This is a genomic window from Leifsonia sp. AK011, assembly GCF_013410945.1.
GTDB lineage: Bacteria > Actinomycetota > Actinomycetes > Actinomycetales > Microbacteriaceae > Rhodoglobus.
This window is the reverse complement of sequence record NZ_JACCCH010000001.1, coordinates 2,592,089-2,618,163: the sequence shown is the minus strand read 5'-3', so window position 1 is coordinate 2,618,163 and position 26,075 is coordinate 2,592,089. Positions and strand designations below refer to the sequence as shown.

Here is a 26,075-nt window from a genome sequence, read left to right as displayed (position 1 = left end):
CGCCTGATGCGCACCCAGCTACCTGAAGGATTCGATCCGTGGCCAAGCCGATCGTGCTGATCGCCGAAGAACTTTCCCCCGCTACCGTCGAGGCCCTCGGCCCCGACTTCGACATCCGCACCGTGGATGGCACGGACCGCCCGGCTCTCCTCGCCGCGCTCGCCGATGCGCACGCCATCCTCATTCGCTCAGCGACGCAGGTCGACGCCGAGGCGATCGCCGCAGCGAAGAGCCTCAAGGTCGTCGCGCGTGCGGGTGTCGGCCTCGACAACGTCGACATCAAGTCGGCCACCGAGGCCGGCGTCATGGTGGTCAACGCTCCGACGTCGAACATCATCTCCGCCGCAGAGCTCACGGTCGGTCACATCCTGAGCCTCGCCCGTCACATCCCCGCAGCCCACGCGAGCCTTGCCGCGGGCACCTGGAAGCGCTCGAAGTACACCGGCGTCGAGCTGTTCGAGAAGACGGTCGGCATCATCGGCCTGGGTCGCATCGGCGCGCTCATCACTGCCCGCCTCCAGGCGTTCGGCGTCAACGTCGTGGCCTACGACCCCTACGTCACCGCCGCCCGCGCGCAGCAGCTCGGCGTGACCCTCCTGACCCTCGACGAGCTTCTCGCCGAGTCGGACTTCATCACCATCCACATGCCGAAGACGCCAGAGACGACGGGCATGATCTCGACCGAACAGCTCGCGCTCATGAAGCCGACGGCGTTCATCGTGAACGTGGCGCGCGGTGGACTGATCGACGAGGACGCGCTCTACGCGGCACTCAAGTCCAACCGCATCGCGGGTGCCGGCCTCGACGTATTCGTGAGCGAGCCGCCCACCGACTCGCCCCTGCTCGAGCTCGAGAACGTCGTGCTCACGCCGCACCTCGGCGCGTCCACCGATGAGGCGCAGGAGAAGGCTGGTGTATCCGTCGCCCGCTCGGTGCGCCTTGCGCTCGACGGCGAGCTCGTGCCCGACGCAGTGAACGTGGCTGGTGGAGTCATCGACCAGACGGTTCGCCCTGGCATCCCGCTCATGGAGAAGCTGGGCCAGGTCTTTGCGGGCCTCGCCGACTCGCCCATCACGAGTGTCGATGTGGAGGTGCGCGGCGAGATCGTCGAGTTCGACGTCAACGTGCTCAAGCTCGCCGCCCTCAAGGGCATCTTCTCGAACATCGTGAGCGAGTCGGTCAGCTACGTGAATGCCCCGCTTCTCGCCGAGGCCCGTGGCGTCGATGTTCGTCTGCTGACGGATGCCTCGAGCGACGAGTACCGCAACCTGCTCAGCATTCGCGGCGCTCTCTCGGATGGCTCGCAGATCTCCGTGTCGGGAACCCTCACGGGCACCAAGCAGACGCAGAAGATCGTCGAGATCAACGGCTACGACGTCGAGGTGCCGATGGCCGAGCACCTCATCGTGATGATGTACACGGACCGCCCTGGCATCGTCGCCGTCTACGGCAAGGAGTTCGGCGCAGCGAACATCAACATCGCCGGCATGCAGATCGCGCGTCAGAGCGCCGGCGGCGAGGCCCTCTCGGTGCTGACCGTCGACTCGCCGGTGCCCGAGGAGCTTCTCGAGACGGTCCGCACGGCGATCGAGGCAAGTCTCCTCCGCGAGATCGACATCGTCAGCGAGTAACAAACCAACCCGGCGCGATCCTGCGACCCGCTCGTCCCACCTTCACAAAGAGCGCGCTGATGTGCGTTACGCGTGCGAATTTCCGCACAGGTTGCACATCAGCGCGCTCTTTGTGGATCAAACTCGGGCCCCGCGGATGTTGCGTAGGCGAGAGGCGCAGGGTTTCAGGCCCGCGGATGTCGCGGATGCGAGAGGCTCAGACGACGTCGCTGGGCGGGGTGCTCGAGGTGCGACGCTCGGTGACGGCAGCGCCGTTGGCATCCACACCCGACTGCACAGTGGTGACGGACTGGCGCTTGCGGTACATCAGGATCAGGCCGAGCAAGAAAATGATCACTCCGGCAGCCATCAACAGGTAGCCCACCATCGTGAGGTTGATCCAGGTCACCTCAACGGTGATCGCGAACGCGAGCACAGCTCCGACGACGAACAAGAAAATTCCGCTTCCAATACTCATGTCGCCACCGTAGGGCGACCGGGGAACCAACGGTTAGCCATTGACAAACCGCGACGGGTGTGGTTGTCAGGGGCCGAGCAGGTAGGCGCGGACGGCCGGATTCTGCGTGAGACCCACCGCACGGGACTGGGCGGATGCCGCGGCATCCACCTTCCCGAGGGCGCGAAGCACCTGTGCCAGACACACCCAGTACGGCTGATACGTCGCGACGGACTCCGACGGCAGCTCGTCGAGCAGTGCGAGAGCGGCGCCGGGGTCACCAGCTTCCGACCGCGCACTGGCAGCTCCCACCGCGGCACCGATCGACGGCGCGATCGACAGGACCCCCGAGTACAGCGTGACGACGGTTGCCCAGTCGGTCGGATGCCCATCCGCCCGCGCCGAGTGGGCTGCACTGATCGCGGCCTCAAGTTGAAAGCGCCCGAGTGACCCGGCGGCGCTCGCGCGCTCGAGCAGCGAGTTCGCCTCACGCCTTAGGTCGGACAGCCAGAGCGAGGTGTCCTGTTCGGCGAGCGGAACAAACCGCCCGTCGATCACGCGGGCTGGTCTGCGGCTCTCGGTGTGCAGCAGCAGGGCGAGCAGCCCGAGGCATTCCGGGTGGTCCGGCATCACGTCGACCATGAGCCGGGCCAGCCGGATCGCCTCCTCACGCAGGTCGGCATCGCGGTCCTGAGTTTCGGCCGCTACCGGGTCGCCGACGCCGTAGCAGGCGTAGATGGCCTGGAGCACCGGCTCCAGCCGTTGCGGCAGCTCGGGGGCTTCCGGCACGCGATACCGGATGCCAGCATCGCGGATCTTCGCCTTGGCGCGACTGAGTCGCTGACCCATCGTCGAGGGCCGGGCCAGGAAGGCCGAGGCGATGCGCGCCGCGTCGATGCCGAGCACGGCCTGCAGCATCATCGGAGCGTGGATGCGCGGGTCGAGGGCCGGATGCGCGCAGACGAACAACAGGCCGAGTCGTTCATCCATTGCCGCCACAGGCGTCTCCGCGGCCTCCCAGGACTCGAAGTCCTCTGGCGCGGTGTTCAGGTTGCGGGAGGCGACGCGGAGCGCGCTCAGTGCACTGTTGCGCGAGGCCACCCGCAACCATGCCTCCGGCGAATCGGGAACACCGGATGCCCGCCATCGCGTCACCGCGGAGGCAAAAGCTGACGCGACCGCATCCTCCGCCACCTGCAGGTCGCCGCAGTACCGGAAGAGCCAGCCGACAAGACGCCCGAAGTACTGGCGGTGCGCCGTCGCGAGCGCCTCGTCGGCTGTGCTCATCGAGTGACTCAGTTGACCGGCGGGAGCACCGGGCGCACCTCGACCGACCCGGTCGCCGCGGCGGGGCACCGAGTCGCCCACTCCAGGGCGGTATCGAGGTCCGGGACGTCGATGACGAAGATCCCGCCGAGTTGTTCCTTGACGTCCGCGAAGGGCCCGTCCTGCACGTCGGTCGATCCGCCCCGCACCCGCACGGTGGTCGCGGTCGCCGGGTCCTGGAGGCCAGCCCCAGCCTTGACGATTCCGCTGGCGTAGAGGGAATCGACGTAGGCCGACCAGGCGGCGAAGTACGGACCGGCCTTCTCCGGGTCTTGCCGAATCGCGAAGTCCTCCTCGGACTCCGCCAAGAGCAGTGCATATTCCATGATCTTGATTCTCCTTCTCTGTCGCCACGGTGGCTACACCAGACAGACGCACGATCCCAACCCGTTTCGACAAGTAACCTAAAGCCATGCCCAGCACGTTGAATCTCGCCGTCATTCCCGGCGATGGAATCGGTCCAGAAGTCATTGCAGAAGCCGTCAAGGTCCTCAAGGCGACGGGGGTGGATGCCACGGTCACCGAGTACCCGTTCGGTGCAACCCACTTCCTGGCCACGGGCAACATCCTCGACCAGGCCGACCTCGACGCGCTGGCCCGGCACGACGCGATCCTCCTCGGTGCCGTCGGTGGCGACCCCCAGGATCCGCGCCTCAAGGGCGGCATCATCGAGCGCGGTCTGCTCCTGAAGCTGCGCTTCGCGTTCGACCACTACGTGAACCTCAGGCCTACGCGCATCTACCCGAGCGTGACATCCCCTCTGTCCAACCCGGGCGAGGTGGATTTCGTCGTCGTGCGCGAGGGAACAGAGGGGCCCTACGTGGGCAATGGCGGCAGCATCCGCACCGGCACCCCTCACGAGATCGCCAACGAGGTGAGCGTCAACACCGCATTCGGCATCGAGCGTGTCGTGAAGTTCGCCTTCGAGCAGGCCGAGCGGCGTCGCGGCAAGCTCACCTTTGTGCACAAGACCAACGTGCTCACCTACGCTGGCGGGCTGTGGCAGCGTCTCGTGCAGGCTGAGGCGGCCAATCACCCGTCCGTGGACTGGGATTACCTCCACGTGGATGCCGCGACTATCTTCCTCGTCACGAACCCTGCTAGGTTCGACGTCATCGTCACGGACAACCTCTTTGGCGACATCCTCACCGATCTCGCTGCCGCAATCAGCGGCGGCATCGGACTGGCTGCCTCGGGAAACATCAACCCGGACGGCGCCTTCCCCTCGATGTTCGAGCCCGTGCACGGCTCGGCTCCGGACATCGCAGGCAAGCAGCTCGCCGACCCCACGGCGGCGATCCTGTCCGTTGCACTGATGCTGGCCCAGCAGGGACAGGCGGATGCCGCGGCCAGGGTGTCCGCAGCGGTGGAGGCCGACCTCGCCTCCCGTGGCAGCGCCAAGCGCTCCACGTCCGAGGTGGGGGATGCCATCTCCGCGGCCGTCTCCGCTGGTTGAGCAACCTCCGCTGGTTGAGTGACCTCCGCTGGTTGAGTGACCTCCGCTGGTTGAGGTTCTCGAAACCCCCGGGCTTACGATTTACACACTTCTCCTCTAAGGAACCACCATGAAGAACCTTCTGGCCCCCAGAACCCTCGAGTTCACCGTGACGCGCAACGAGGCCGCGCGCGATGCGGCCGAGCACGCCGACATCATCGCCGAGCCGGGCTTCGGCAAGCACTTCACCGACCACATGGTCGACATCTGCTGGTCGGAGTGGGGTGGCTGGCACCGTCCGCGAGTGCAGCCCTACGGGCCCATCCAGCTGGACCCGGCCGCTGCCGTTCTGCACTACGCCCAGGAGATCTTCGAGGGACTCAAGGCGTACCGGTGGGCGGATGGCTCGATCTGGTCATTCCGGCCGGAGGCCAACGCCGCGCGTCTTCAGCGTTCTGCCGTTCGCCTGGCGCTCCCGGAGCTGCCCACCGAGTACTTCATCGAGTCACTCAAGCAGCTCATCGCGGTGGACGCGCGCTGGGTGCCGAGCGCACCTGAGACGAGCCTCTACCTGCGTCCGTTCATGTTCGCCAAGGAGGCATTCCTCGGCGTGCGTCCGGCGAAGAAGGTCAACTACTACGTGATCGCGAGTCCGGCCGGCCCGTACTTCACGGGCGGTGTCGCACCGCTGTCGATCTGGCTCTCCGAGGACTATGCCCGCGCAGGCAAGGGTGGCACGGGTGCTGCGAAGACGGGCGGCAACTACGCCTCGAGCCTCGTTGCCCAGCAGGAGGCCTACGACAACGGTTGCGCGCAGGTGCTCTTCCTCGACTCGCAGGAGGGCAAGTGGATCGAGGAGCTCGGCGGCATGAACGTTGTGCTCGTGAAGAAGGATGGCACGCTCGTGACTCCCGACTCCGACAGCATCCTCGAGGGCATCACCCGCGACTCCGTGCTTCAGCTCGCTGAGGACCGCGGACACAAGGTGGAGCGCCGCAAGGTCAGCATCGAGGAGTGGCGTGAGGGTGTTGCCAACGGCGACATCGCGGAGGTGTTCGCGTGCGGCACTGCTGCCGTGATCACGCCCATCGCGCAGCTGAAGGCCAAGGACTTCACTGTCGGCGATGCGGATGCTCCGGCCGGTGAACTGACGATGTCGCTGCGCGAGGAGCTCACCGACATCCAGTACGGCCGGCGTCCCGACCCGCACGGGTGGATGACGCGCCTCGACGCGTAAGCGCCACTCTGTAGGAGCCGCGGCGAAGCCCGGCGTCCACTCGTGGGTTGAGTAGCCGCGGCGAAGCCCGCCGTCATCGAAACCTCACATCCGAAGAACTTCCGTGGTGAGGTTTCGATGACGGCCGCTTCGCGGGCCTACTCAACCAGCAGAAGCGGCCCGCACGAACTCCGCCACGGCCTCCGCACCCTCCTCTAGGTTCTGTGCGTAGGTGCGTCCGCTGATCGTCTTGCGGGGCCGCAGGCTGTGGTCGCCGTCGCCTAGCCAGTGCACCGCGATCGCGGGGGAGAGGCCGTAGCCGGCGACCTCGTCGGGCGAACCGAATTCGTCGCGCGTGCCCTGGATGATGAGCGTCGGCACCGTCAGGTCCAGCAGGTGCGCGGTGCGCAACTGGTCGGGCTTGGCTGGCGGATGGAACGGGTACGAGAAGCACACGAGCCCGGCGATCACATCCGCGTCGTACTCCTCCTGCGCGACCATGCTCGCGACGCGACCACCGAGTGAGTGGCCGCCGATGACCAGGGGCTTCGCGTCCGGTGCCTCCTGCAGAACGGATGCCACGGCATCCCGGTACTCGCCCAGCAGGGTGTCGCCCCTCGGCGGTGGCTTGCGCACGCCCCCGCGGCGGCCTGCCATGTACGCGAACTCGAAGCGCGCGACACGGATGCCCTGCGCCACGACCGCGGAGGTGATCGCGTTCATCCCCGCGCTGTCCATGGCGGCTCCCGCACCGTGGGCGAGCAGCAGGGTGGCGTCGAACTCGGGCGGTGTGTCCCACAGCAGCTGCGTCATCCTGCGATCGTAGCCAGTGGTTTTACTCTTTTCCGGAGCTTCTGGCATGAAGTCACAGTGGTTGCAGGATGCCGCGGCGTGGCGGCCCAACCCTCCGGAGAAGAGTGAATGCACCGTAGGGTTGTGGGGTGAAGATCGCACGTTTCAGTCATCAGGGTGACATCCGGTTCGGCATCGTTGACGAGGACGACGTGGTGGTGCTCAAGGCAGACCCCATGTTCGCCGGTCTCGAGACGATCGATGAGCGGATCCCACTCGCCGACGTGAAGCTGCTCGCTCCCGTGATCCCGCGCTCGAAGGTCGTGGCGATCGGTCGCAACTACCGCGATCACGCTGCGGAGTTGGGCAACGATGTCCCGGACGAGCCGCTCATGTTCCTCAAGCCGAACACCTCGGTCATCGGCCCGGGCGACACCATCGTGCTTCCCCCTCAGAGCGAGAACGTCGCCTTCGAGGGTGAGCTCGCCGTGGTTGTCGGTGCGATCGCCAAGAATGTCGCCGTGGCCGATGCGGAGAGCGTCATCTTCGGCTTCACCATCGCGAACGACGTCACCGCTCGCGACCTGCAGATTCGCGATGGCCAGTGGTCGCGCGCTAAGGGCTTCGACACGTTCTGCCCGGTCGGTCCCTTCATCGAGACCGAGTTCGCGGTGCTGAGCCAGCACATCGTCACGACCGTCAACGGCGAGGTGAAGCAGGATGGCCCGGTCTCGGACCTCATCCACTCTGTCGCGGAGATCATCGCGTACGCGTCATCCGTCTTCACCCTGCTGCCGGGCGACCTCATCCTCACGGGTACGCCCGCTGGTGTCGGTCCGCTGGTCTCGGGCGATGTGGTGGATGTCACGATCGAGGGCATCGGAACGCTCTCGAACCCCGTCCGCTAGCCGCGGACGAGGCGCAGTAGTTCGTCACCGGATCGGTCGAACAGCACGAGCTCGTCGCCGTCGAACCCCGCTGTGCGCATCGCGGTGATGAGCGGAGCGACATACGGGCCGCCGCAGCCCAGCCCAACCATGACTCCCGGTCCCATCGCGACGACGTAACCATCGCCCAAGTCCTCCCAGCGGCCCGAGCCGAAGCATCCACCGCTGATCTCCCACGTGCGCTCGGTGAACTCGACGAATGTGGGGTACCGAGTTATCGCGGTGGGATCGGCTGCGCCGAGTGCTGATTCCGCGGCCTCAGTGACAAGCCACCGGCCGGCGATCGCGCCGGTTGACAGATCGACCGGGAGGGGTTGCGCGCTATATATGACGTCAGCGTCTGGCGTGCCGGCCGCCGTTCCCCCGGGTGTTCCCTCGGTCAGGGTTGCGGTGATGCCGCCGTCCGGCGCGAGAAGGTGCCAGCCGGCGTCCGTCGCCTCCACGCCTGCCGTCGACGTGAGCCACGGGGCATCCAGTGCGCCGTCGCGGACGCAACCCGGGTCGGACAGGCTCATCTCGCCGAGCCACGCGTCGCCCGCGGTGACCCAGACTCCATCGATCGTGCCGCACGGCATGGTGCCGGTCAGACCGGTGGCGGAGAGGGTGAGTTCACCGATGTCCCCCGTCGCGGAGTCCGTGAGTGTCCACGTGCCGATCATCGATGCGGCGACGCTGCCTGGCGGAGCTGGGCGTGGCGCCGGTTCGTGGGTGGTCGTGGGCGGAAGAGCGGTGCAGCTCGCGAGGAGGGCAGAGGCGAACAGGAACGGAAGCATGAAGGGAAGGCGCATCTCAGGTGACCTTTCCGAACCGAGCGAGCTCGGCACCGTAGGCGTCGAGCAGCACAAGGGTGTCCCCGTCGAATCCGGCCAACCGGGCCTCGCTGGACCAGCGCGAGTTCGTCGCTCTCTCCACGCACTGGGCCTGCTCTACGGGCGGCGGTGAGAGGAGAAGCACGTCACCGATCTGCCGCCAGCGGCCGCCGGCATCCGAGCAGTGTGACATCGACCACGTTCCATTGGCGGTGAATGCGAGCTCAATGCTGGACGCGCCTTCTACCGACCAGGCCCCTGCGACCGATCCGCTGTCGAGACTGCGAGGTAGCGGGTGCGGAGCCTGGTGTCCCGCCCGGAGCAGTGCGCGCTGGGGCTCGTCGAGAGGGTAGTTCTCGTCCTGAGGCCCGCTTCCTTCCGGCTCCCGCATCGTCGCGGTGACAGTGCCGTCACGGTTGGTGAACTGCCACGCGTCGTCGATCTTCTCGAACTCGACGCTTCGCTCGAAAGCCCGGACAGCGGGCTCGCCCGGCGCCAGACAACCGTGACCTGAGTAGGCGCTCGCCAGCATCTCGCTTCCGACCGACAGCCACGTGAACGAGACGCTCCCACAGATGTTCGTGAGCGCAAGATAGCCAGGGCCGGCAAAAAGGCTCGTGGCTTCATCGAGCCCTTCCACGTCAGCCAACCACAGCCCGAGGAGATCAACTGCGCGCATCGGGTCGCCGGTGCGAATGAAACGCCCAATCTCCCTGGCGTCCCCGTCCAGAAGCACCAGTGTCTCCCCGTCGAACCCCGCCAAACGCAGGTCAGCGAAGGCTGCCGTCAACGCAGAGACGTCGCAACTCTCGAAAGGCGCCACCACAAGCGTTGTGGCAAGGGGACCACCACCCTCTGGCTGCGCCCAGCGTCCGTAAATCTCTCCGCAATCGTCGGAGATGTTCCAGCCATCGGCCCAGAACTCAAGGATGACGCCCGCCAACGAGCCGCCCGTTGACTCCCATCGTCCGGTCACATCGCCCTCGGCAAGGCCTGAGGGCAGGGGCGCGGGAGGCGCCAACCACTGACGTGCCTCGTCGTCGAGCACCGGCGGGGGTGTGACTAGTCTCGGGGCATCCCCGTCCCTGGCCGGTACGAGTCGCACCGTTCTCTCGCCGTCGGAGTCGCGAAGACTCCAGCCGTCGCCGTCGCGCACCACCGTTGCGGCGGCCGTCAGCCACGAAAACATGGGACCTGCCATGTCCGCGTTCGGGCAGTCGGGGTATCCCTCGGGTTGCGCGACGATCGCCCCGTTCAGGGCCGCCCAGGTGCCGTGGTAGTCCTGGTCACAGGTGTGAGCGGTGAACTCTCGCGTCGCGAATGAGATCGTGTTGTCGGCGAACACCTCCCCGCCGAAGTCGAGACGCCACGTGCCGATCAGACCGTTCGGGTAGCCGGTGTCACTCGGGTATGGCTCGCGGGTGGGCTGCGGCGCAGTACACGCTGAGAGCAGCAGTGCAGCAAACGCGACCAGGCCAATGAGCGATCGTCTCGCGGTCCGCTTCGGCGCCGCTGGTTGTCGACGCGAATCCCGCAGCGTGAAGCGCATGCGCTAAGGCTAACATCCCTCACTAATCGGCCAAGGGTCCGCCGTCCGCAAACGCGAACCCAGCGAACCGCTCGCCGATCATGCGTTGAGTCTCCGCGTCGGGGTGCAGCGCGTCGGGGAGGGGGTGGGTCGCGGCATCCGTCTCGCCGTACAGTTCGAGGCCATCGAGGTGGTGGAGGTTCGGGTCCTGTGCGCGACGCTCCTCGACGATTCGTTTCAGCTCGCGTCGGATTACCGTGAGCGTGAGCTTGCCCGCGGCGACCTCGGCGGGGTCGCCCGTGGAGATGAAGCGCATCTCGCCTCGGGCGATCGCGTCGAGATCGAACGCGCCGGGCCCGGGGGTGTTCTCGTGGATACCGCAGTAAATGGGGCTGATGACGAGGAGCGGTGTCGTCGGATGCCCGTCCCTGATGGTGTCCAGGAACCCGTGTACGGCCGGACCGAACGCGCGGAGCCGCATGAGGTCGGTGTTGAGGAGATTGATGCCGAGCTTGAGGCTGATCGCGTCGGCGGGGGTGTCGCGGATGGTGCGCGCGGTGAACTGGTCGAGCAGGGCGCTTCCGCCGAAGCCCAGGTTGAGCAACTCGAATCCCGCGAGCCTGCTGGCGACTGCGGGCCACGTGCCCAGCGGGTGGGTCGCATTCGAACCGTGGCTGATCGAGCTGCCGTGGTGCACCCAGACACGCCGATCGGATGCCACGACCTCGACCGGCGCGTTGGTGCGAAGGCCGCGCACCTCGATGGTCTCGTTGTGCGGTAGCCAGATCTCGACGTCCTTGGATTCGCCAGGAAGTCCGGCGAAGAAGCTCGTCTGGGGCGGGCCGACGGTCGTGGTGGGAACGCCGGTCGCGGGGTCGATAACGATCGCGATGCCATCCGTCGTCGCATCCTCGACCGCGGGCGAGCCGTCGATGACGAGCTGGATGATGCCGTCCGGTCGCAGGGGGAACCCCGCGAGATTGATCGTGGTGCGCGAGGTCTCGAGCTCGATCTCGGTCGCCACCGTGCGGAAGGCGAGCCGCACGCCGGACGGCTGCGACTCCGCCTTCAGGATCTGCGGATCGGCGGCCTGGGTGCGCGCCCAGGCCGGGAGGCGGTGGGGAAGCACCCCGTGTTCGGTGCGCTCGAGTTCGATCGCGCCGCGGAAGAGGTTGTCGGTCAGCGGAATCGTGAGGAGGTCAGTCAATGTCATGTGCATTCGTGGAGTCGGTGGTGGGCCAGGTCTGGATCATGGTGTCGAGCGCGCGAAGGATCTCGCGCCAGCTGACGTCGGCATCGGGGGAGCTGTGCGCGAAGCTGCCGCCCTGCTCGAGCGTGATGAAGCCGCGGATGGTGCTGCCGATGAGGCGTATCGCGTGCACGCGAGCGGTGGGCGCGAGGTCGTAGCCGTCGAGGATTGCCTCCAAGAGGCGGGCGTGGCGTGGGCCGGCGCTCGCGGCGGCGGTCTTGGCATCCAGCGTGACGAGCGTTGCGGTGAAGTGTCCGGGATGCTCGCGCGCGTAGCCGCGGTAGGCGTCGGCGAGCGCGGCTATGGCATCTCCGCGAGACTTGCCCGCCGTGGCATCCGTCGCCCGGTCCGCCAGCTCCTCGAGAGCCAGCAGGCTGATGCGCTCGCTGAGATCGCCCGTGCTTGCCACGTGGGAGTACAGGCTTGCCGTGCGTACGCCCAGCCGACGCGCGACCTCGGCAACGGTCACGTGCTCGAAGCCGATCTCGTCGGCGAGTTCGGCGCCGACGCTGGTGACGCGGTCCGGGGTGATTCCTGTGCGGGGCATACGCGATTCCTAACGTGATTAGGCTTAAACCTAAGCCACTTAGGTTTGGGATGCAACCCGTAGACTGGGCGGCGATGTCTGCAGCCTTCTCCACCGCCACGGGAACCGACGTTCGCGTCCGTTTCTGCCCCTCGCCCACCGGTACGCCTCACGTCGGCCTCGTCCGCACCGCGCTCTTCAACTGGGCCTACGCGCGCCACACGGGCGGCAAGCTCGTCTTCCGCATCGAGGACACGGATGCCGCGCGCGACAGCGAGGAGAGCTACCTCCAGTTGCTCGACGCCATGCGCTGGCTCGGGCTCGACTGGGACGAGGGCATCGATGTCGGCGGCCCCCAGGCGCCCTACCGCCAGTCGCAGCGCACGGAGATCTACCTCGAGATGATCGAGAAGCTCACGGCATCCGGTCACCTCTACGAGTCGTTCGTGACCCCGGAGGAGATGGAGGCGCGCAACGTCGCCGCCGGTCGCGACCCCAAGCAGGGCTACGACAACTTCGAGCGCGACCTCACGGACGCCCAGCGCGAGGCATTCAAGGCCGAGGGTCGCCTGCCGGCGCTGCGCCTGAAGGTGCCGGACACCGACCTGAGCTTCGACGACCTGGTGCGTGGCGAGATCACGTTCCCCGCAGGTTCGTTCACCGACTTCGTCGTTGTGCGGCCGAACGGCGCTCCGCTCTACACGTTCGTCAACCCTGTGGATGACGCGCTCATGGGCATCACGCATGTGCTCCGCGGCGAGGACCTCCTGTCGTCCACCCCTCGCCAGATCGCGCTCTACACGGCGCTCATCGAGGTGGGGGTGACCACGTTCATCCCGCGCTTCGGCCACCTGCCCTACGTGATGGGGGAAGGCAACAAGAAGCTCTCCAAGCGCGACCCCGAGTCGAACCTCTTCCACCACCGCGACCGCGGCTTCATCCCGGAGGGGCTCGTCAACTACCTCTCGTTGCTCGGCTGGTCGTTCTCGGCCGATCAGGACGTCTTCTCGGTCAATGACCTCATCGCCGCGTTCGATGTGGAGAACGTCAATCCGAATCCTGCTCGCTTCGACCTCAAAAAGGCCGAGTCGATCAACGGCGACCACATCCGCCTGCTCTCCGCCGATGACCTGGCGTCGCGCCTCGAGCCGTACCTGCCCGGTCTCATCAACACCGAAGCCGATCGCCAACTGCTTCGGGATGCCACCCCCCTCGTGCAGGAGCGCATGCAGCTCCTCGGGGAGGCCCCCGGCCTGCTCTCGTTCCTCTTCACGGCGGACGACGACCTCGTCGTCGAGCCGGATGCGCTGCCCGGGGCGGACGGGGCTGCTGTGCTGGATGCTGCGTTGCGCGTGCTGCCGGGCATCCTCACTTTCGGACACGTCGAGATCGAGCAGGTGCTGCGCATCGAGCTCATCGACACGATGGGGCTCAAGCCTCGTCTCGCGTTCGGGCCTTTGCGTTCGGCGATCTCGGGTCGTCGCATCAGCCCGCCGCTGTTCGAGTCGATGGAGCTGCTGGGTCGCGAGTCGACGATCCGTCGCATCGAGAAGCTCCGCGCCGCGCTCTGAGCCGGTGTGACGAGACCCCTCGCGATACGCTAAAGTAGACAGTCGGCTCGGGCCTCGGCTCTAGCTATTGGGGTATGGTGTAATTGGCAACACGGAAGATTCTGATTCTTTTGTTCTTGGTTCGAGTCCAGGTACCCCAGCCAAAGGTTGGCTCCCGACTTACGTAGCGTCGGGCCTTATTGATCGGTTCTCGCATCTAGCTGACTTTCGCGCATTTCCCGAGACGTTTCCTCTTTGCGCGGCATATCTAGATTTGCCCAGGGTCTCGACTACGGCTTCTCACTCAGGTACTCCCGTCCCTGTTCGATCACCTACACGATCTGATTCGTCTGACTCAAACTTGATGGGCTGACGTGGACAGCGCGCCTCTTACGAGCGTCGCCTGCGCGCTGCCCACGTCATCTTCAGCAGATGGTGAAGTCCTCCATGGCGGAGCTGAGGGTGTTGTTGTTGCCGAGGATGTAGAACTCGGTGACTCGGAGGCCGCTGAGTTTTCCTCCGATGGCGGAGGGCATGCAGGACGGGCTTGTGATGAACACGGGCACGTCCCATTCTGCGGCGAGGGTTATGCCGCCGAGGGCGTCGACGTAGTCGGTTCCGTTGGTGATGAGCGCGGTGTCTGCTCCTTGCGGGAACGCGAAGGTGATCAGCTGGGCTGACGTTTCGTATCGGTTAGCTCCTGCGATGCGGATCACGCTTGTTACGCCCGCGAGCCCGCGGAGGGTGGTCTCCTTGGCGGTGGGGATGGATGATCCCACGATGACGATTCGCTCGATTCCCAGCTCCTGAATCAACGTGCTTGTTGCGGAGTCGAGGCTGGTAGACCCGTTGTCGAGGATCACAGGCGCGTGCTGTGCGGCGGCGGAGGAGCCTGCGGCGATTCCGTCGGGGAAGTCGCTACCGATCACCATGTAGGCGGTGTGGGTGTCGTAGCCTGCGAAGGCGAATCGTGCGAGTTTGCGGGAGGTGTCGTAGCGGTCGGTTCCTGCGATGCGGGTTATCTCCGCGTCAGGTACCGCGGTGGCGATCTCATCCTCGACGTCGTCTGACACCGATGTGGGGCCGCCAAGGATCACGACTTTGCGGGGTGTGAGGCGTTGTAGCTCTTCGGTGACGTGCGTTGAGAGAGCGTCCACGGCGGTGAGGAGCAGAGGGGCGCCGAGGGTTGCGGCGGCGGGTGCCCCGGAGAGGCCGTCGGCGAATCCGGTGCTGTTGGCGATGAAGACGGTTTCGGGTTCGTGGAAGCCTAGTGACGACATGAGGGCGCTGGTGTCATACCGGTTGGTGCCTGCGACGCGCTGAGATTCGCGGGTGAGGCTCATGCCGGGCTCGCTGATGCCCGGGGTTGTTTGGCCTGGCTTGACGACGACGGGGCGACTCTGCGGGATTCGGATGGTTTTCTTCCAGTAGCTTGCCGGGGTGCCGGCTGCCGGTGGCACGTACTTCACGATGTATTCGCCGGGCGGGAGGCCGGTCAGCGAGTAGCTGCCGTTGCTGGTGGTTTCGTAGGTGATGGGTTCGAACTGGAGGGCGTACGGGTTCCACAGGAGTGCATTTACGCGCCAGGTGTTGGGTGCTGAACCGGAGATACCACCGGACGCGCTGAGCGTCGCGGCGGGGACGGTCACTGCCGAGGATCCAACGGTGATGACCTGTGCTTCGGTCCTAAAACTGGTCGTGCCAGTGGGTTCGGTCGAGGTGCTCCACGCCGGAGCGGTGCCACTCGGCGGGGCAAATCGAATGAAGTACTTGCCGGACGAGAGACTCAGGGTGAACGCCCCGGACGAGGTGGTGGTGGTGGTCGTGACCGTAGAAGGGTTCGTGGAGGTGAACGGTGCGGAGTACACCTGAACGGTCACTCCGGACAACGCTCCGCTGGGTCCATTCACCGTTCCGGTGATTGTTGCTGCCGAAGCTGAATAGGCCGTTCCTAGCGCGATCACCAGCCCTAGCGCCAGTGCGGTAGCTGCCGCCACCATGCCCCTGCGTGCACGCCGAAACGCCATTTCTTCCCCCACATCTTCGATTCTCTCGGAGGTGAACACCCCTCAAAGGCCCAAACGTATCTTGTCGAAAATATGTTGCCTAATCCCCCCATATGGGGGTATCGACGGGTGGACAGGATGTTCTATGGTGAGTCCGACTGAATGTTGAGCCGGAATCGACAATAGCGCTGGGGTAGTGCGCTGGAGTTGTGTGCGCACTAGGGGGAACTGTTGTCTAACTTGTCTCGTGGTATCCGCGTTTGCCTCACGGCCGTTCTCGCGATATCGCTGGCGGGGGTTGTGAGTGTCGCACCTTCGTCCGCCCGTCCGGCTGCGGAAGCGACTCCAGCTTCAGTGTCGGAGGAGGAGCCCGAGGAGCCTTCTGAGGGTGAAGAAGAAGCGCTTGATCAGATCACCAATGAGGAGCTGATCGCGTCGGGTGAGGCGCAGCGCTTGAATGAGCCGGTCGTTGTGGAGTCGCTCACCACGGAGAACCAGTTGGTGGAGGCACTCCCGGACGGCACCTCACGCGTGACCATTGATTCAGTTCCGGCGCGGACGCAGATTGACAACGAGTGGGTGCCGGTCGACCCAACCCTCGAACAGGCCGGCCCGGAGGAGTTCTGGTCACCGGCCGCCACCACGGTCCCGGTCCGCTTCTACGGCGATGAAACGGACACCCTCGCCGAAGTGCAGATGCCGGACGGATCCTGGTTGACCGAAAAGTGGCCGCTGGGTCCGCTACCGGAACCGGTCATCGATGGACCGCACGCGACTTACGCGGATGTGTTGCCCGATGTCGACCTTCGCCTGACGGCAACGGCGACTGGTATGTCTGAAGTCTTGATCATTCACACCGAGGAGGCTGCAGCTGATCCCGACGTCCAAGACCTGTCAATCCAGATCGAGGGTGCAGCCCTATCGACGGACGCGCACGGCACCGTCACGGCAACCCCGGAAGGCGATGAACCGGCCGAGAGCGACTTGCGCTCAAACTCCCCGATCATGTGGGACTCGACCGTGGAGGGTAGCAACGCGGATGGGCCCCACCCGAGCACGATCGCTGTGGGTCTCGAGACTGAGGATGTCCCTGACGAGATCGATCTCGGCCTCGATGCCCTTGCCGAAACAGAAGACCTCAACTACCCGGTATATGTCGACCCAGACTGGACCGGCGGCCGCTTGTATGCGTGGTACATCGACGAGCTGTACCCCAACCAGTCCTACCCGGAGGGCGGCGCCTACACCGACCCGAACATGATGGTCGGATACATTCACTCCAGCATCGCGTACCCCGACTACCAGACCCACCGTGCCAGGTCCTTCTGGTGGATGGACACCTCCGCCGTCGTCGGCAAGCAGATCCTCGGCGCCGCCTTCAACACGACCGAGGTGTGGGCTGCTTCCTGTAGTCCCCGATCTGTCCAGTTGTGGCGTGTGTCGAACGCAAACGGTGGCGCCAGTTGGAACGGTTCCACTGGCGTGAGCTGGGACCAGCACCTAAGCGATGCCAATGTCGCATATGGATACAATTCCTCCTGCCCGGTGAACACCGTGGGATTTGATGCGAAGGCTGCCCTTGAGTGGTCGGCGGCAAACAACCAGAGCAGCATCGTGCTGGCGATGAGGGCTGCCGACGAGAACGACATGTACTCCTGGAAGCGTTTCTCCTTCGGCGTTCAGCTCATCGTCACCTACAACACGCGACCCCAGGCCCCGTACTCCCACAGCATTCTCAGCCCGAAGCGGTCCTGCGGCAGCTCCGGGGACCCCGAGTGGATTTCTTCGGAGATTCCGTGGACCTTCCGTTCCCGTCTCTGGGACGCTGACGGCGGCAACCTCTACCCGCTGCTCTACCTGGAGCGCAAGGTTGGCTCGTCATGGAGCAACGTCCTCGACGATGCGCACCTTATTGGACCAGCGATGGTTGGTGGTTTCCATCAGATGACGCTCAGTCCAGGCGACGACATCCTCAATCTTTCCCCTGGTGCCGGGCACAGCTATGTCATCGACGGAAGCCGCTACCTAGTAGAGGGCGTCTATCGGTGGACGATGCGATCCTGGGATGGTTACGCAAATTCGCCCTACCCTTCCCAGTACTGCTACATCCGGGTCGAGAACGACCCACCAGCAACACCGACCGTGTCGCCTCCTCCGCCAGGCCTCACCATCGGTCAGCCGGTCGAAATTACCGTGCAGGCGAACTTCGAAGAAGACCAGCCGGCGATGTACCAGTACTACTGGGAGCCCAACGGGATCGAGCTTGACCCCGTCGATCCGCCAACCGATGTGCGCGGCTGCGACCGACATGGTGCCGGATCGTCCCGCTTCGCCTGCGCCCGCGGAACCGGGCCCGTGCTCCTCACCGTTGCCCCTACGAGCGAGTTGGGAACGTTGCAGGTGCGCACGGTTGACGAGGCTCACAACGTCTCGCCGTGGTTCTCGAGGACGTTCAGTGCAAGCCCTGACTACACCAGTATCTCCACGACCGCAGGTCACACTTGGATGCTGGACACGTTCACGAACCCGATCGCGGACGCCAACACCACCGCGACGCGACCTCTCTCTCTGGGGGCGGCAGCGAACACCAACCCACTTGCGACAGCTGTTCTGGGAACAGAACACGCAGTCATTGAGCCGACCGACACCATCCCGATCTCGGTGTTCAAGAACATCGATGGCACCTACCTCGACGTTGTCGGGACCACCCCCGGGCGCGGTACCGAGCTCCTCCACACCGCAGGGTGGGTGTACAAGCCCAACGGCACGGCGACCGCGCTCACGGGACAGCGCACCCTGTGCAAGTCGGGCACCCACTCGAGCCTCACCCTGGCACCGGTGGGGGGAAGCTGTGCCGTCGGCAGCCCGCTCGGATATGTCGGTGCAACCTCGGGCGATGTGCCGTCGCCAGTCCAACTGCGCGTCTGCTCGGGGGGCACGCCCGTCGTGTACTACGTGAAGTCGGCCGCCTGTGGCTCTGATACGCAGGTTGAGCTCCTCGGATGGGGAATGTCGTACGACGCGGTTGCCAAGACGGCACTTCCCGTCATTGACACCAGCGAGTCCTTCTCTGTCTCTGCCTACCTTCAGGCCGACGCCTCTGCCCGGCCCGGCCAGGAGCAGACTGCCCTTTCGCAGGCCTCAGGTGCCAACTCCGGCTTCCGCCTCGGCATCAACGAAGACGGCGGATGGCAGTTCTGCATGTCCGATCAACGCCCAGGTTCATCCGAAGTGTGCGCCACAGGAACTGACCCTGCGGGCACCGAGTGGACGCTCGTCACCGGGGTGTGGGACAAGACCAATGAGCAGCTGCGCCTCTACCTGAACCAGGATGACAATCCCACCTGGATCTCCTGGCGTGCCCCTGCGACCTTCGAGGACGGCATCAGCTCAGGAGGCTTCACCGTGGCCAACGCCCAGCGTCGTGAAGCGCCAGCCGAACGCTGGTTCGGTGCCATCTCGGGACCGGCGATCTTCCCCGGTGTCATTGACGTTGGCCAACGCTTCTCTCTCATGTTCGAAGAACCCCTCCCGACCGGACCGTAAGTTCCGACACAACACGACGCAACAACGAAAGGCACTTACAGGTGAAGATCACGGCTCAAACGGAGGCCCGTCGGAGAGTCCGCCGGATCGGCGTCGCGACAGCAGCAGGGGTTGCACTCCTAGCAAGCCTGCTGGTGGCAACACCCGCATCCGGTGCACCACCCAAGCTGCAGGAAGACATCAGCGTCCCCGGCACCACCGCCGGACCCATCGCCGAAGCTCCCACCCCTGAGTCGTCCATCTCGGTGCTCACGGAGAAGGTGGAGCTGCCCGACGGGGAGACCGCCGTCATCGAGCTGACAAGCGAGCCCGCGCCTCTCGGATCTGCTGCGGCGCGGGCCACAGCCGGTGACGAAGAACCCACCCCGGAGGTCACCGGATCCCCGATCGAGGGGACCCCCGGTGCGGATACTGAGCCCGAACCTACCGAGACCCCTTCGGTGGAAGAGCCGGAGGAGAGCGCACCTTCTGCGACACCAGAGCCCACCGAAACTGCAGAACCCGAACAAGAGCCGGACGTCTCGGCGCAGTGGGAAGAGATCGGCGACTCGGGAATCTCGCTGTCCCTCGCTCCCTCCAACGTTGCCGCGCGAGGAACTGCCCCAACGTCTCCCTCTATCGAGGCCACAATCCTCAGCGACGACGAGCGCGAAAAGCTCGGCCTCAGCGGGCTGGCGATCGCCCTCGTGCGGGAGGACTCTGACGCATCGACCGACGTGATGCTCCGTGTTCCCGACTCTCTGATCGATGGGCTGTACGGCGCCGACTACGCCTCCCGCGTAAGGTGGCGCGTTGCTGATCTGCCTGCCTCGGCCACTTCGCTGACTTCCCGTTCGAGCACCCAGTCCGTACAAAGAGCAACACCTGCTGACACCGAGATTGACGACGAGAACGCCTACATCACCGCAAGTGTGTCTTCTGAGCCCCTGATCGTCTTCGCTGCGGCGTCCGCATCCTCCTCAAGCGGTGCGGGGGACTTCTCTGCCACCAGCCTGAAATCCTCCAGCTCCTGGGATGTCTCAGCCCAAACCGGTGCCTTCTCCTGGACCTACCCGATGGAAGCTCCACCGTCGCCCGCTGGGATGAAGCCCCAGGTTTCCCTGAGCTACAACTCCCAATCAGTGGACGGAAAGACCTCCGCAGCCAACAACCAGACATCGTTCGTTGGGGAAGGCTGGGACCTTTCTGGTCTCGGCTTTATCGAGCGGTCGTACGTGACGTGCTCGAAGGACGACGTCGACCCGATCAACGGATCGGGTGACCAGTGCTGGAAGATGGAGAACGCCACGGTCTCGTTCGGCAGCATGTCCGGGCCACTGGTTAAGGACGCGACGAATGGGTGGCACCTCGAGACGGACGAGAACGTTCGCGTCGACCAACTGTTCGAATGCGTCAGCGGTTCCGACAACAACGGCACCACGAACGACGAATGTTGGCGACTCACTTCTACAGACGGAACTCAGTACTACTTCGGGAAGCACCGCCTCCCGGGGTGGAGTTCCGGAAAGCCTGAAACGAAATCTGCCTGGGCCGTCCCTGTCATCGGCAACACCCCTGGTGAGCCCTGCGATAACGGGACGGTAACCCTCTGCATGAGGGGCTGGCGGTGGAACCTCGACTACGTCGTCGACGTGTCCGGCAACGCGATGGTCATTTACTACAACGCGGAGAAGAACAGATACAAGCTCAACGGTGGCACGCCGGTCGACTACACGCGCGGGGGATCCCCGAATCGCATCGAGTACGGGATGCGCAGCAGCGACATCTACACCACCAACGCTCCGACGGGGATCGTCCAGTTCCAATACGATGCCAACGGGCGGTGCAACGGCACAGGAGCCGATTGCAGCCCCCAAGCGGTCGACGGTCTCGTGGCCAGTCCATCCGACCCTTCAAAGTACCCCGACGTGCCATACGACCAGAACTGCATCAGCGGCACATGCACGGGACTCACAACACCGTCGTTCTTCACCACAGCAAAGCTTAAGACGGTCCTTACGAAGGCATTCGTGGTCGACAGCAGCCCCGCCTACGACACGGTCGACAAGTGGGACTTCAACCACTCATTCCCTGACCCTGGAGATGGATCACCTTCTCTGTGGCTTACGGACGCAACCCACACTGGATACTCAGGGTCCACGGCACTGGCGGAACCCGCCATCCAGTTCGCGGGGATCACGAAACAGAACCGGGTTTGGGTCACCTCGAGTGGCGTCGCCCCGCTCAACAAGTACCGCCTCAATGACGTGACCTTGGAGACGGGTGCCAAGATTTCCGTCACATACAACGACTACGACTGCAAGCCTTTCGAAGCCGCGACCTTGCTCGCGAACGTCCACAACAACTCCCGCCTGTGCTTCCCCCAAACCTGGAATCCCGAGACGGACTATCCGGTCGCGCCGCGGAAGGACCTCTTCCACAAGTTCGTTGTCACCTCGACGACAGCCTGGCCCGAAACTGGAGGGGCTGGATCGCCGAGCCTCGAAACCTACTACGACTACTCCGCTGGTACGCCGGCATGGCGGTACAACGACAACCCGTTCACTCCAGAGGATTACCGGACGTGGTCGGAATATGCCGGATACGACAAGGTCGAAATTCGGGTGGGCGCGAACAGCAACCCGTCCAAGCAGGAGACCACCCAGTACTGGTTCTACCGCGGACTTGATGGTGACCGGGCGGCTCCGGCCGGTGGGACGAAGTCGGTGAGTGTCACAGATTTCCCTGGCGTCACCGACTCGAAGTGGCTCGCCGGACGGACCTACCAATCAAAGGTCCTCAACGGTGACGGTGGAACGGTTGCCTCGACCACGGTCACAACCCCCTGGGACAGTGGTGTTCGTGCCTCCGACGGTTACCGTCAAGCGCGAACCGTGCGCGACGCAGTCGTCACGGTGACCGAGCCGCTCGCCAACGGCACGTCTCGTGTCACCTCGACCACGTCCACATATGACTCGCGCGGCTTCACCCTGAACGTCAGTAAGGCCAACGAAGCAGGAGCAGTCTCGACCTGCACCGAGTATCAGTACGTGCCGGACAACGCCTCAGCCTGGATTGTGGGTCTCACGAAGCAGGAGATCACTCGGGAGGGTGTCTGCAGCACCACGCCGACCTACCCGCAGGATCACATCTCGGGTATTCGTCACTACTACGACAGCATTCTCGACACGTCCTACGGAAGCGCGCCGACGCTCGGTCGGGAGCTTCGCACTGACGAACTCACCTCGTATGATCCGACGACGTTGGCGCCAGTCTGGACGAAGGTCGGAACGAAGTCTTTCGACACTCGCGGACGCGTTGTCAGCACTGTCGACCGTAGAGGCAGGGAAACCACCTCGACCTACACGCCTTCTGCCGGGGCAGCGGCAGCTAGCGGTGGCCTCAAGACGACGTCGGTGACGAATGTCGCGATGGGGTGGACGACCACCACTGACTACGACACCACGCGCGGCAACATCCTTGCCGTCACGGACAAGAACGGTCTAAAGCAAACAGCGGAGTACGACCCGCTTGGGCGCACTCTGCGGGTGTGGGGCAATGATCGTCCTAAGGCGAGCAACCCGATCCCGTCCGTCGCGTTCGCCTACGTCCAAGCGCCTCTGACGCCTTTGTCGGTTGCGACCACTGCACTCACGTCATCGACGACCTCAACGAGCTACACGATTTTCGATGGTCTGGGACGACAGGTGCAGACACAGTCTCCGTCACCCAACGGCGGGACGATCATCTCGGACACTGCATACGACAGCGCCGGGCGAGTGATCTCAACTCACGCACCGTACTGGAATCAGACACTGGTTCCGTCTGGTCTGATCCACGTGCCGTCTTCCCCGACGTTGATTCCCTCGAGGACCGAGAACACCTACGACGGACTTGGACGCGTCACTCAGCAGAAGCTGGTATCACTGGGCACTACCCAGTCGACGACCTCCACCACATACCTCGGTGCCGACCGGGTCGATGTCACACCGCCCAGCGGCGGCACCCCCACGACCTCCATCTCGAACTCACTGGGACAGCAAACCTCCCTGACGCAGTATCTCGGGTCAGCGCCCGGCCCCTCCGTTCCGCAAGTGACAACTACCTACGGATACGGCGTCCAGGGGCAGATGACGTCCATGACCGACGCCAACGGAAACGACTGGACCTGGACCTACGACACCGTCGGTCAGCTGGTTGCCTCGTCCGACCCCGACTCCGGCACCAGGACCACCGAGTACGACAACGTTGGACGGAAGATCGCGGCGACGGACTCGCGCGGTGAAACGATTCGCACCGTCTATGACGACGCCGACCGTGTCAAGGAAGTGTGGGAGGACTCGGTCACAACCGGCACCCTCCTGAGCTCCTACGTCTACGACACCCTGTATAAGGGGCAGCTCAGTTCGGTCTCCTCCTACGTGGCGTCCACGTCGGAGCTTGCGCATGACCCCTACGTCTACACAGTCAACTCCTACGACACGGGGTACCGGCCCACGCAGACCACGGTCAGCATCCCGAGCTCAGCTCCTGCTTTCGGCGGATTCAGCTACACCGAGAGCACCAGCTACCTGCGAGACGGGACAGTAAACACCATCTCCATGCCCGCAGTCGGCGGTCTCGGTGCTGAGAACCTGCGTACTTACTACAACTCCCAAGGCATGCCGAACCTGCTACGTGGAACCGGCGGAGCAACTGTCAACTACATCTCGACAATCGGCTACACCGCCACCGGTCTGCCACAACAGTTCAAGCGCGATGCCACCGTTGATGTCACGACAGACCTCGGGTACGACCCTGCCACGCGCCTTCTGAGCCAGATCCGCGACTACAAAATGGTTTCCGGATCCGTCTTTGACTATTCCAACCGGATCTACACCAGAAACCAGGTTGGCAGTATTACCTCGTCTTCGGTGACCGCCAATGGGGTAGCGAACAGTCACGAGTGCTTCCAGTACGACTACCTGCAGAATCTCACACAGGCATGGACAGCGAACGCGCTCTCGTGCAGCTCCGCACCGACAGAGACCACCATCGGCTCCGCAGCCCCGTACTGGAAGAGTTGGACCGTTGACCCCGTCACCGGCAACCGCACGCAGATGGTGGACCACCCCACCAGCAGCAGCGATGTCGAGACCACGGACGCCTACACCTACCCGACAACCGGGGATCAGCCCCACACCGTCGACTTGGTGTCGACGTCGGTCGACGGCGTTCACGCTAGCGCGGAAGACTTCACCTTCGACGACGCGGGAAACATGGTTGCTAGAGACGGCCTGACCTTCTCCTACGACGCAATGAACCGGCTCGAACGCATCGAGACGTCCGGATTGGAAGAGCAAGACAACGTCTACTCCGCCAACGGACAACTCCTCCTCCGCCACGACTCCGTAGAAGGCACCACCCTTTACCTCGGATCGACCGAGCTCCACGTTCCCGCAGGATCGACAACAGTCTCGGCACTCCGCACCTACTCCATCGCAGGTCAGACCGTGGCCGAACGAGAGGCAACCGCCGGCGTCTCCGGATTCACCCTTCGGTGGCTCTCGATGGACGTCGTGGGAACCTCAAAGGTGTCGATCGATGCGACGACAGGTGTCGCGATTCGCCGCAACACCGACCCATTCGGCGTCGGGACCAACCCCAACATCCTCACAACCCCGTGGCCGACGAGTCATGGCTACCTTAACTCGCCAGAGTCTCAAACAACTGGACTTACCAGGCTCGGGGCGCGTGAGTACGATCCGGAGTTGGGCAAGTTCATCTCCCTCGACCCTGTGCTCTCACCGTTCAACCCGCAACAGAACAACGGCTACTCCTACGCGAACAACAGCCCTGTCGCCAGTGCAGACGCAACCGGATACTGCAGCGCGCTAATCCAGTTCGGTGCGCGGCAATGCCCGACCGGGACCAAACCGAACAAGGACGGAACAGGCTTCGAGTACAAGCACGACACCCCACCGCCTCCGGGCGAGACCGAGTCTGGGACGGGATCGGGAGACTCGAGTGGAGGTGACCCCCAGTGGTTCAACCCCTTCACATGGTCGGGCGACACCTGGCAAGACATGGGCGCCATGGTCGCCGGCATTGCCGTCACCGTCGCGATCACCGCAGCAGTAATCGGAGCCGTCGGATGCACCGCGGTAACCTTCGGAGTCTGCGGCGCAGTCATTATCGGCGTTGGAGTGGCGGCCGGAGCGATCGGTGCGGCAGTCACCTACGGACTGCAAAGCGGCGAAAAGAGCGCCGAGGGTCTCGGTCAATCCATGCTCCTGGGTGGTTTGGGCGGATTGGTGCCCGGTGCCGGAGCAGTGCTCGGGAAAGTGCTCACCACAGCGGGCAAACCTGTCGCGGCAGCAGTCGTCACCGCAGTCACAGGTGCCGCCAGCAAACCCGCCTTCACTGCCGGGGGTGCCGGCATAAAGTCCGGCACAAACGCTATTCAGAGTGTCGCTGCCTCCGCCTCCAAAGGCCCAGTCGGAAAAGACCTTTTCCGATATGTAAGCCAACCAGAGCTGGATGACATAGCGTCGAACGGCTTCCGCGAAGGTGGCAACTCATTGGGTGGTAAGTTTTTCGCTGAATCTGCGGAAGATGCAGCAAATTGGGGTGCCAAGATGGGCCCGGAAGGTGGGTCGATCGTGCGAGTGGAAGCCCCAGACGACTTCGTATCTAGTTTGCAATCGTGGGACAATCTGGACGGAATTGGCCCGGCGCGCTACGTAGAGCCAGAGCGGTTTCCAGAACTGAACCAATTCCCTTGGAGCGTTTCCAAATGATCGAACGAGAAGGGACGCTCGAGTTCTTCTCAACATGGGCCAAGCGGCGCGAGTTTGATCCTGAGCAGAAGTTTTACGCGATCGCGATCGGAGGGCTTGTCACCAAGGGTCCCGTCGTTAGCGAACACCAGTTCAGTATCGAGGTAGCGGCGGTAGGCAAGGCAACGGATGGTCGGTTGCCTGTCAAGGTGCGCCCACTAGTCGGGGACGCCCCCGGCGTAGGAGCCCTCAGCGACGGGAGTGAAATCACAGTGTTTGATGGCACCACTCCGATTGCGCACATCACATTCGACTAATGCCGATGGAGGGATCCGTTGATA

At 64.3% G+C, this 26,075-nt stretch carries 18 protein-coding genes and 1 tRNA gene; 10 read left to right on the top strand and 9 right to left on the bottom strand.

The window, feature by feature from the left end; genetic code table 11:
* Window positions 1–38 precede the first annotated feature (38 nt).
* Entirely contained in the window at window positions 39–1,631 is a 1,593-nt protein-coding gene (serA, locus tag HDC94_RS12745; protein WP_179498132.1) for a phosphoglycerate dehydrogenase, read from the top strand.
* 196 nt (window positions 1,632–1,827) lie between these two features.
* Here serA and HDC94_RS12740 read toward each other — a convergent pair whose 3' ends face one another.
* From HDC94_RS12740 to HDC94_RS12730, 3 genes are all read right to left on the bottom strand, one after another.
* A complete protein-coding gene (locus tag HDC94_RS12740) occupies window positions 1,828–2,088 on the bottom strand; it encodes a DUF6458 family protein (RefSeq protein WP_179498130.1) in 261 nt (86 codons plus the stop codon).
* Window positions 2,089–2,154: 66 nt separating this feature from the next.
* The gene (locus tag HDC94_RS12735) at window positions 2,155–3,354 is read right to left on the bottom strand and encodes an RNA polymerase sigma factor (protein ID WP_179498128.1); all 1,200 of its coding nucleotides are present in this window, start codon (window positions 3,352–3,354) and stop codon (window positions 2,155–2,157) included.
* A gap of 8 nt (window positions 3,355–3,362) precedes the next feature.
* Entirely contained in the window at window positions 3,363–3,719 is a 357-nt protein-coding gene (locus tag HDC94_RS12730) for a YciI family protein (RefSeq protein ID WP_179498126.1), read from the bottom strand.
* Window positions 3,720–3,805: 86 nt separating this feature from the next.
* On the opposite strand from HDC94_RS12730, the gene HDC94_RS12725 reads away from it, so the two are divergent.
* Together HDC94_RS12725 and HDC94_RS12720 are read left to right on the top strand one after the other, a co-directional pair.
* Complete coding sequence (locus tag HDC94_RS12725) at window positions 3,806–4,849, top strand: 3-isopropylmalate dehydrogenase (protein ID WP_179498124.1); 1,044 nt, start codon at window positions 3,806–3,808, stop codon at window positions 4,847–4,849.
* Window positions 4,850–4,958: 109 nt separating this feature from the next.
* Window positions 4,959–6,065 (top strand): branched-chain amino acid aminotransferase, encoded by a 1,107-nt coding sequence (locus tag HDC94_RS12720; protein ID WP_179498122.1) that lies wholly within the window; start codon window positions 4,959–4,961, stop codon window positions 6,063–6,065.
* A gap of 141 nt (window positions 6,066–6,206) precedes the next feature.
* Here the strand turns inward: HDC94_RS12720 and HDC94_RS12715 are convergent, their stop codons facing one another.
* Window positions 6,207–6,857, bottom strand: a complete 651-nt coding sequence (locus tag HDC94_RS12715; protein ID WP_179498120.1) for an alpha/beta fold hydrolase — start codon at window positions 6,855–6,857, stop codon at window positions 6,207–6,209.
* A gap of 128 nt (window positions 6,858–6,985) precedes the next feature.
* On the opposite strand from HDC94_RS12715, the gene HDC94_RS12710 reads away from it, so the two are divergent.
* Window positions 6,986–7,744 carry a fumarylacetoacetate hydrolase family protein gene (locus HDC94_RS12710; RefSeq protein WP_179498118.1) on the top strand — a complete coding sequence of 253 codons (759 nt, stop codon included), beginning with the start codon at window positions 6,986–6,988 and terminating at the stop codon, window positions 7,742–7,744.
* Here HDC94_RS12710 and HDC94_RS12705 read toward each other — a convergent pair.
* From HDC94_RS12705 to HDC94_RS12690, 4 genes are read right to left on the bottom strand one after another with little or no spacing between them, the layout of a single operon-like run.
* On the bottom strand, window positions 7,741–8,571 hold the full coding sequence (locus HDC94_RS12705; protein WP_179498116.1) for a hypothetical protein: 831 nt from the start codon (window positions 8,569–8,571) through the stop codon (window positions 7,741–7,743). The two genes, HDC94_RS12710 and HDC94_RS12705, sit on opposite strands and share 4 nt — an antisense overlap.
* 1 nt (window position 8,572) lies before the next feature.
* Window positions 8,573–10,141 (bottom strand): hypothetical protein, encoded by a 1,569-nt coding sequence (locus tag HDC94_RS12700; protein ID WP_179498114.1) that lies wholly within the window; start codon window positions 10,139–10,141, stop codon window positions 8,573–8,575.
* A gap of 22 nt (window positions 10,142–10,163) precedes the next feature.
* Complete coding sequence (locus HDC94_RS12695) at window positions 10,164–11,333, bottom strand: SGNH/GDSL hydrolase family protein (protein WP_218870575.1); 1,170 nt, start codon at window positions 11,331–11,333, stop codon at window positions 10,164–10,166.
* A complete protein-coding gene (locus tag HDC94_RS12690; protein WP_179498110.1) occupies window positions 11,320–11,916 on the bottom strand; it encodes a TetR/AcrR family transcriptional regulator in 597 nt (198 codons plus the stop codon). The genes HDC94_RS12695 and HDC94_RS12690 overlap by 14 nt, the downstream gene beginning before the upstream one ends.
* A 74-nt stretch (window positions 11,917–11,990) precedes the next feature.
* Here HDC94_RS12690 and gltX point away from each other — a divergent pair, with 74 nt between their 5' ends.
* Both gltX and HDC94_RS12680 read left to right on the top strand, forming a co-directional pair.
* Window positions 11,991–13,466 (top strand): glutamate--tRNA ligase, encoded by a 1,476-nt coding sequence (gltX, locus tag HDC94_RS12685; RefSeq protein ID WP_179498108.1) that lies wholly within the window; start codon window positions 11,991–11,993, stop codon window positions 13,464–13,466.
* Window positions 13,467–13,534: 68 nt separating this feature from the next.
* A tRNA-Gln gene (locus tag HDC94_RS12680) sits at window positions 13,535–13,609 on the top strand.
* A gap of 261 nt (window positions 13,610–13,870) precedes the next feature.
* Here the strand turns inward: HDC94_RS12680 and HDC94_RS12675 are convergent.
* Window positions 13,871–15,094 carry a cell wall-binding repeat-containing protein gene (locus HDC94_RS12675; protein WP_179498106.1) on the bottom strand — a complete coding sequence of 408 codons (1,224 nt, stop codon included), beginning with the start codon at window positions 15,092–15,094 and terminating at the stop codon, window positions 13,871–13,873.
* 16 nt (window positions 15,095–15,110) lie between these two features.
* Between HDC94_RS12675 and HDC94_RS12670 the strand changes: the two genes are divergently transcribed.
* The 4 genes from HDC94_RS12670 (at window position 15,111) to HDC94_RS12655 (ending at window position 26,051) form a co-directional block, all read left to right on the top strand.
* Window positions 15,111–15,317, top strand: a complete 207-nt coding sequence (locus HDC94_RS12670; RefSeq protein ID WP_179498104.1) for a hypothetical protein — start codon at window positions 15,111–15,113, stop codon at window positions 15,315–15,317.
* A 587-nt stretch (window positions 15,318–15,904) separates the two neighbouring features.
* Window positions 15,905–18,997, top strand: a complete 3,093-nt coding sequence (locus tag HDC94_RS12665) for a LamG-like jellyroll fold domain-containing protein (protein ID WP_179498102.1) — start codon at window positions 15,905–15,907, stop codon at window positions 18,995–18,997.
* Between the two features lie 134 nt (window positions 18,998–19,131).
* The gene (locus HDC94_RS14825) at window positions 19,132–25,755 is read left to right on the top strand and encodes an RHS repeat-associated core domain-containing protein (protein ID WP_179498100.1); all 6,624 of its coding nucleotides are present in this window, start codon (window positions 19,132–19,134) and stop codon (window positions 25,753–25,755) included.
* Window positions 25,752–26,051 carry a hypothetical protein gene (locus HDC94_RS12655; protein ID WP_179498098.1) on the top strand — a complete coding sequence of 100 codons (300 nt, stop codon included), beginning with the start codon at window positions 25,752–25,754 and terminating at the stop codon, window positions 26,049–26,051. The genes HDC94_RS14825 and HDC94_RS12655 overlap by 4 nt, the downstream gene beginning before the upstream one ends.
* Window positions 26,052–26,075 lie beyond the last annotated feature (24 nt).

Coding starts and splice junctions, on each gene's coding strand:
- HDC94_RS12715 (WP_179498120.1), bottom strand. CDS start 6,857: ATGACGCAGCTGCTGTGGGACACACCGCCCGAGTTCGACGCCACCCTG.
- HDC94_RS12655 (WP_179498098.1), top strand. CDS start 25,752: ATGATCGAACGAGAAGGGACGCTCGAGTTCTTCTCAACATGGGCCAAG.
- HDC94_RS12690 (WP_179498110.1), bottom strand. CDS start 11,916: ATGCCCCGCACAGGAATCACCCCGGACCGCGTCACCAGCGTCGGCGCC.
- HDC94_RS12735 (WP_179498128.1), bottom strand. CDS start 3,354: ATGAGCACAGCCGACGAGGCGCTCGCGACGGCGCACCGCCAGTACTTC.
- HDC94_RS12720 (WP_179498122.1), top strand. CDS start 4,959: ATGAAGAACCTTCTGGCCCCCAGAACCCTCGAGTTCACCGTGACGCGC.
- HDC94_RS12740 (WP_179498130.1), bottom strand. CDS start 2,088: ATGAGTATTGGAAGCGGAATTTTCTTGTTCGTCGTCGGAGCTGTGCTC.
- HDC94_RS12695 (WP_218870575.1), bottom strand. CDS start 11,333: ATGACATTGACTGACCTCCTCACGATTCCGCTGACCGACAACCTCTTC.
- HDC94_RS12725 (WP_179498124.1), top strand. CDS start 3,806: ATGCCCAGCACGTTGAATCTCGCCGTCATTCCCGGCGATGGAATCGGT.
- HDC94_RS12730 (WP_179498126.1), bottom strand. CDS start 3,719: ATGGAATATGCACTGCTCTTGGCGGAGTCCGAGGAGGACTTCGCGATT.
- HDC94_RS12705 (WP_179498116.1), bottom strand. CDS start 8,571: ATGCGCCTTCCCTTCATGCTTCCGTTCCTGTTCGCCTCTGCCCTCCTC.
- gltX (WP_179498108.1), top strand. CDS start 11,991: ATGTCTGCAGCCTTCTCCACCGCCACGGGAACCGACGTTCGCGTCCGT.
- HDC94_RS12700 (WP_179498114.1), bottom strand. CDS start 10,141: ATGCGCTTCACGCTGCGGGATTCGCGTCGACAACCAGCGGCGCCGAAG.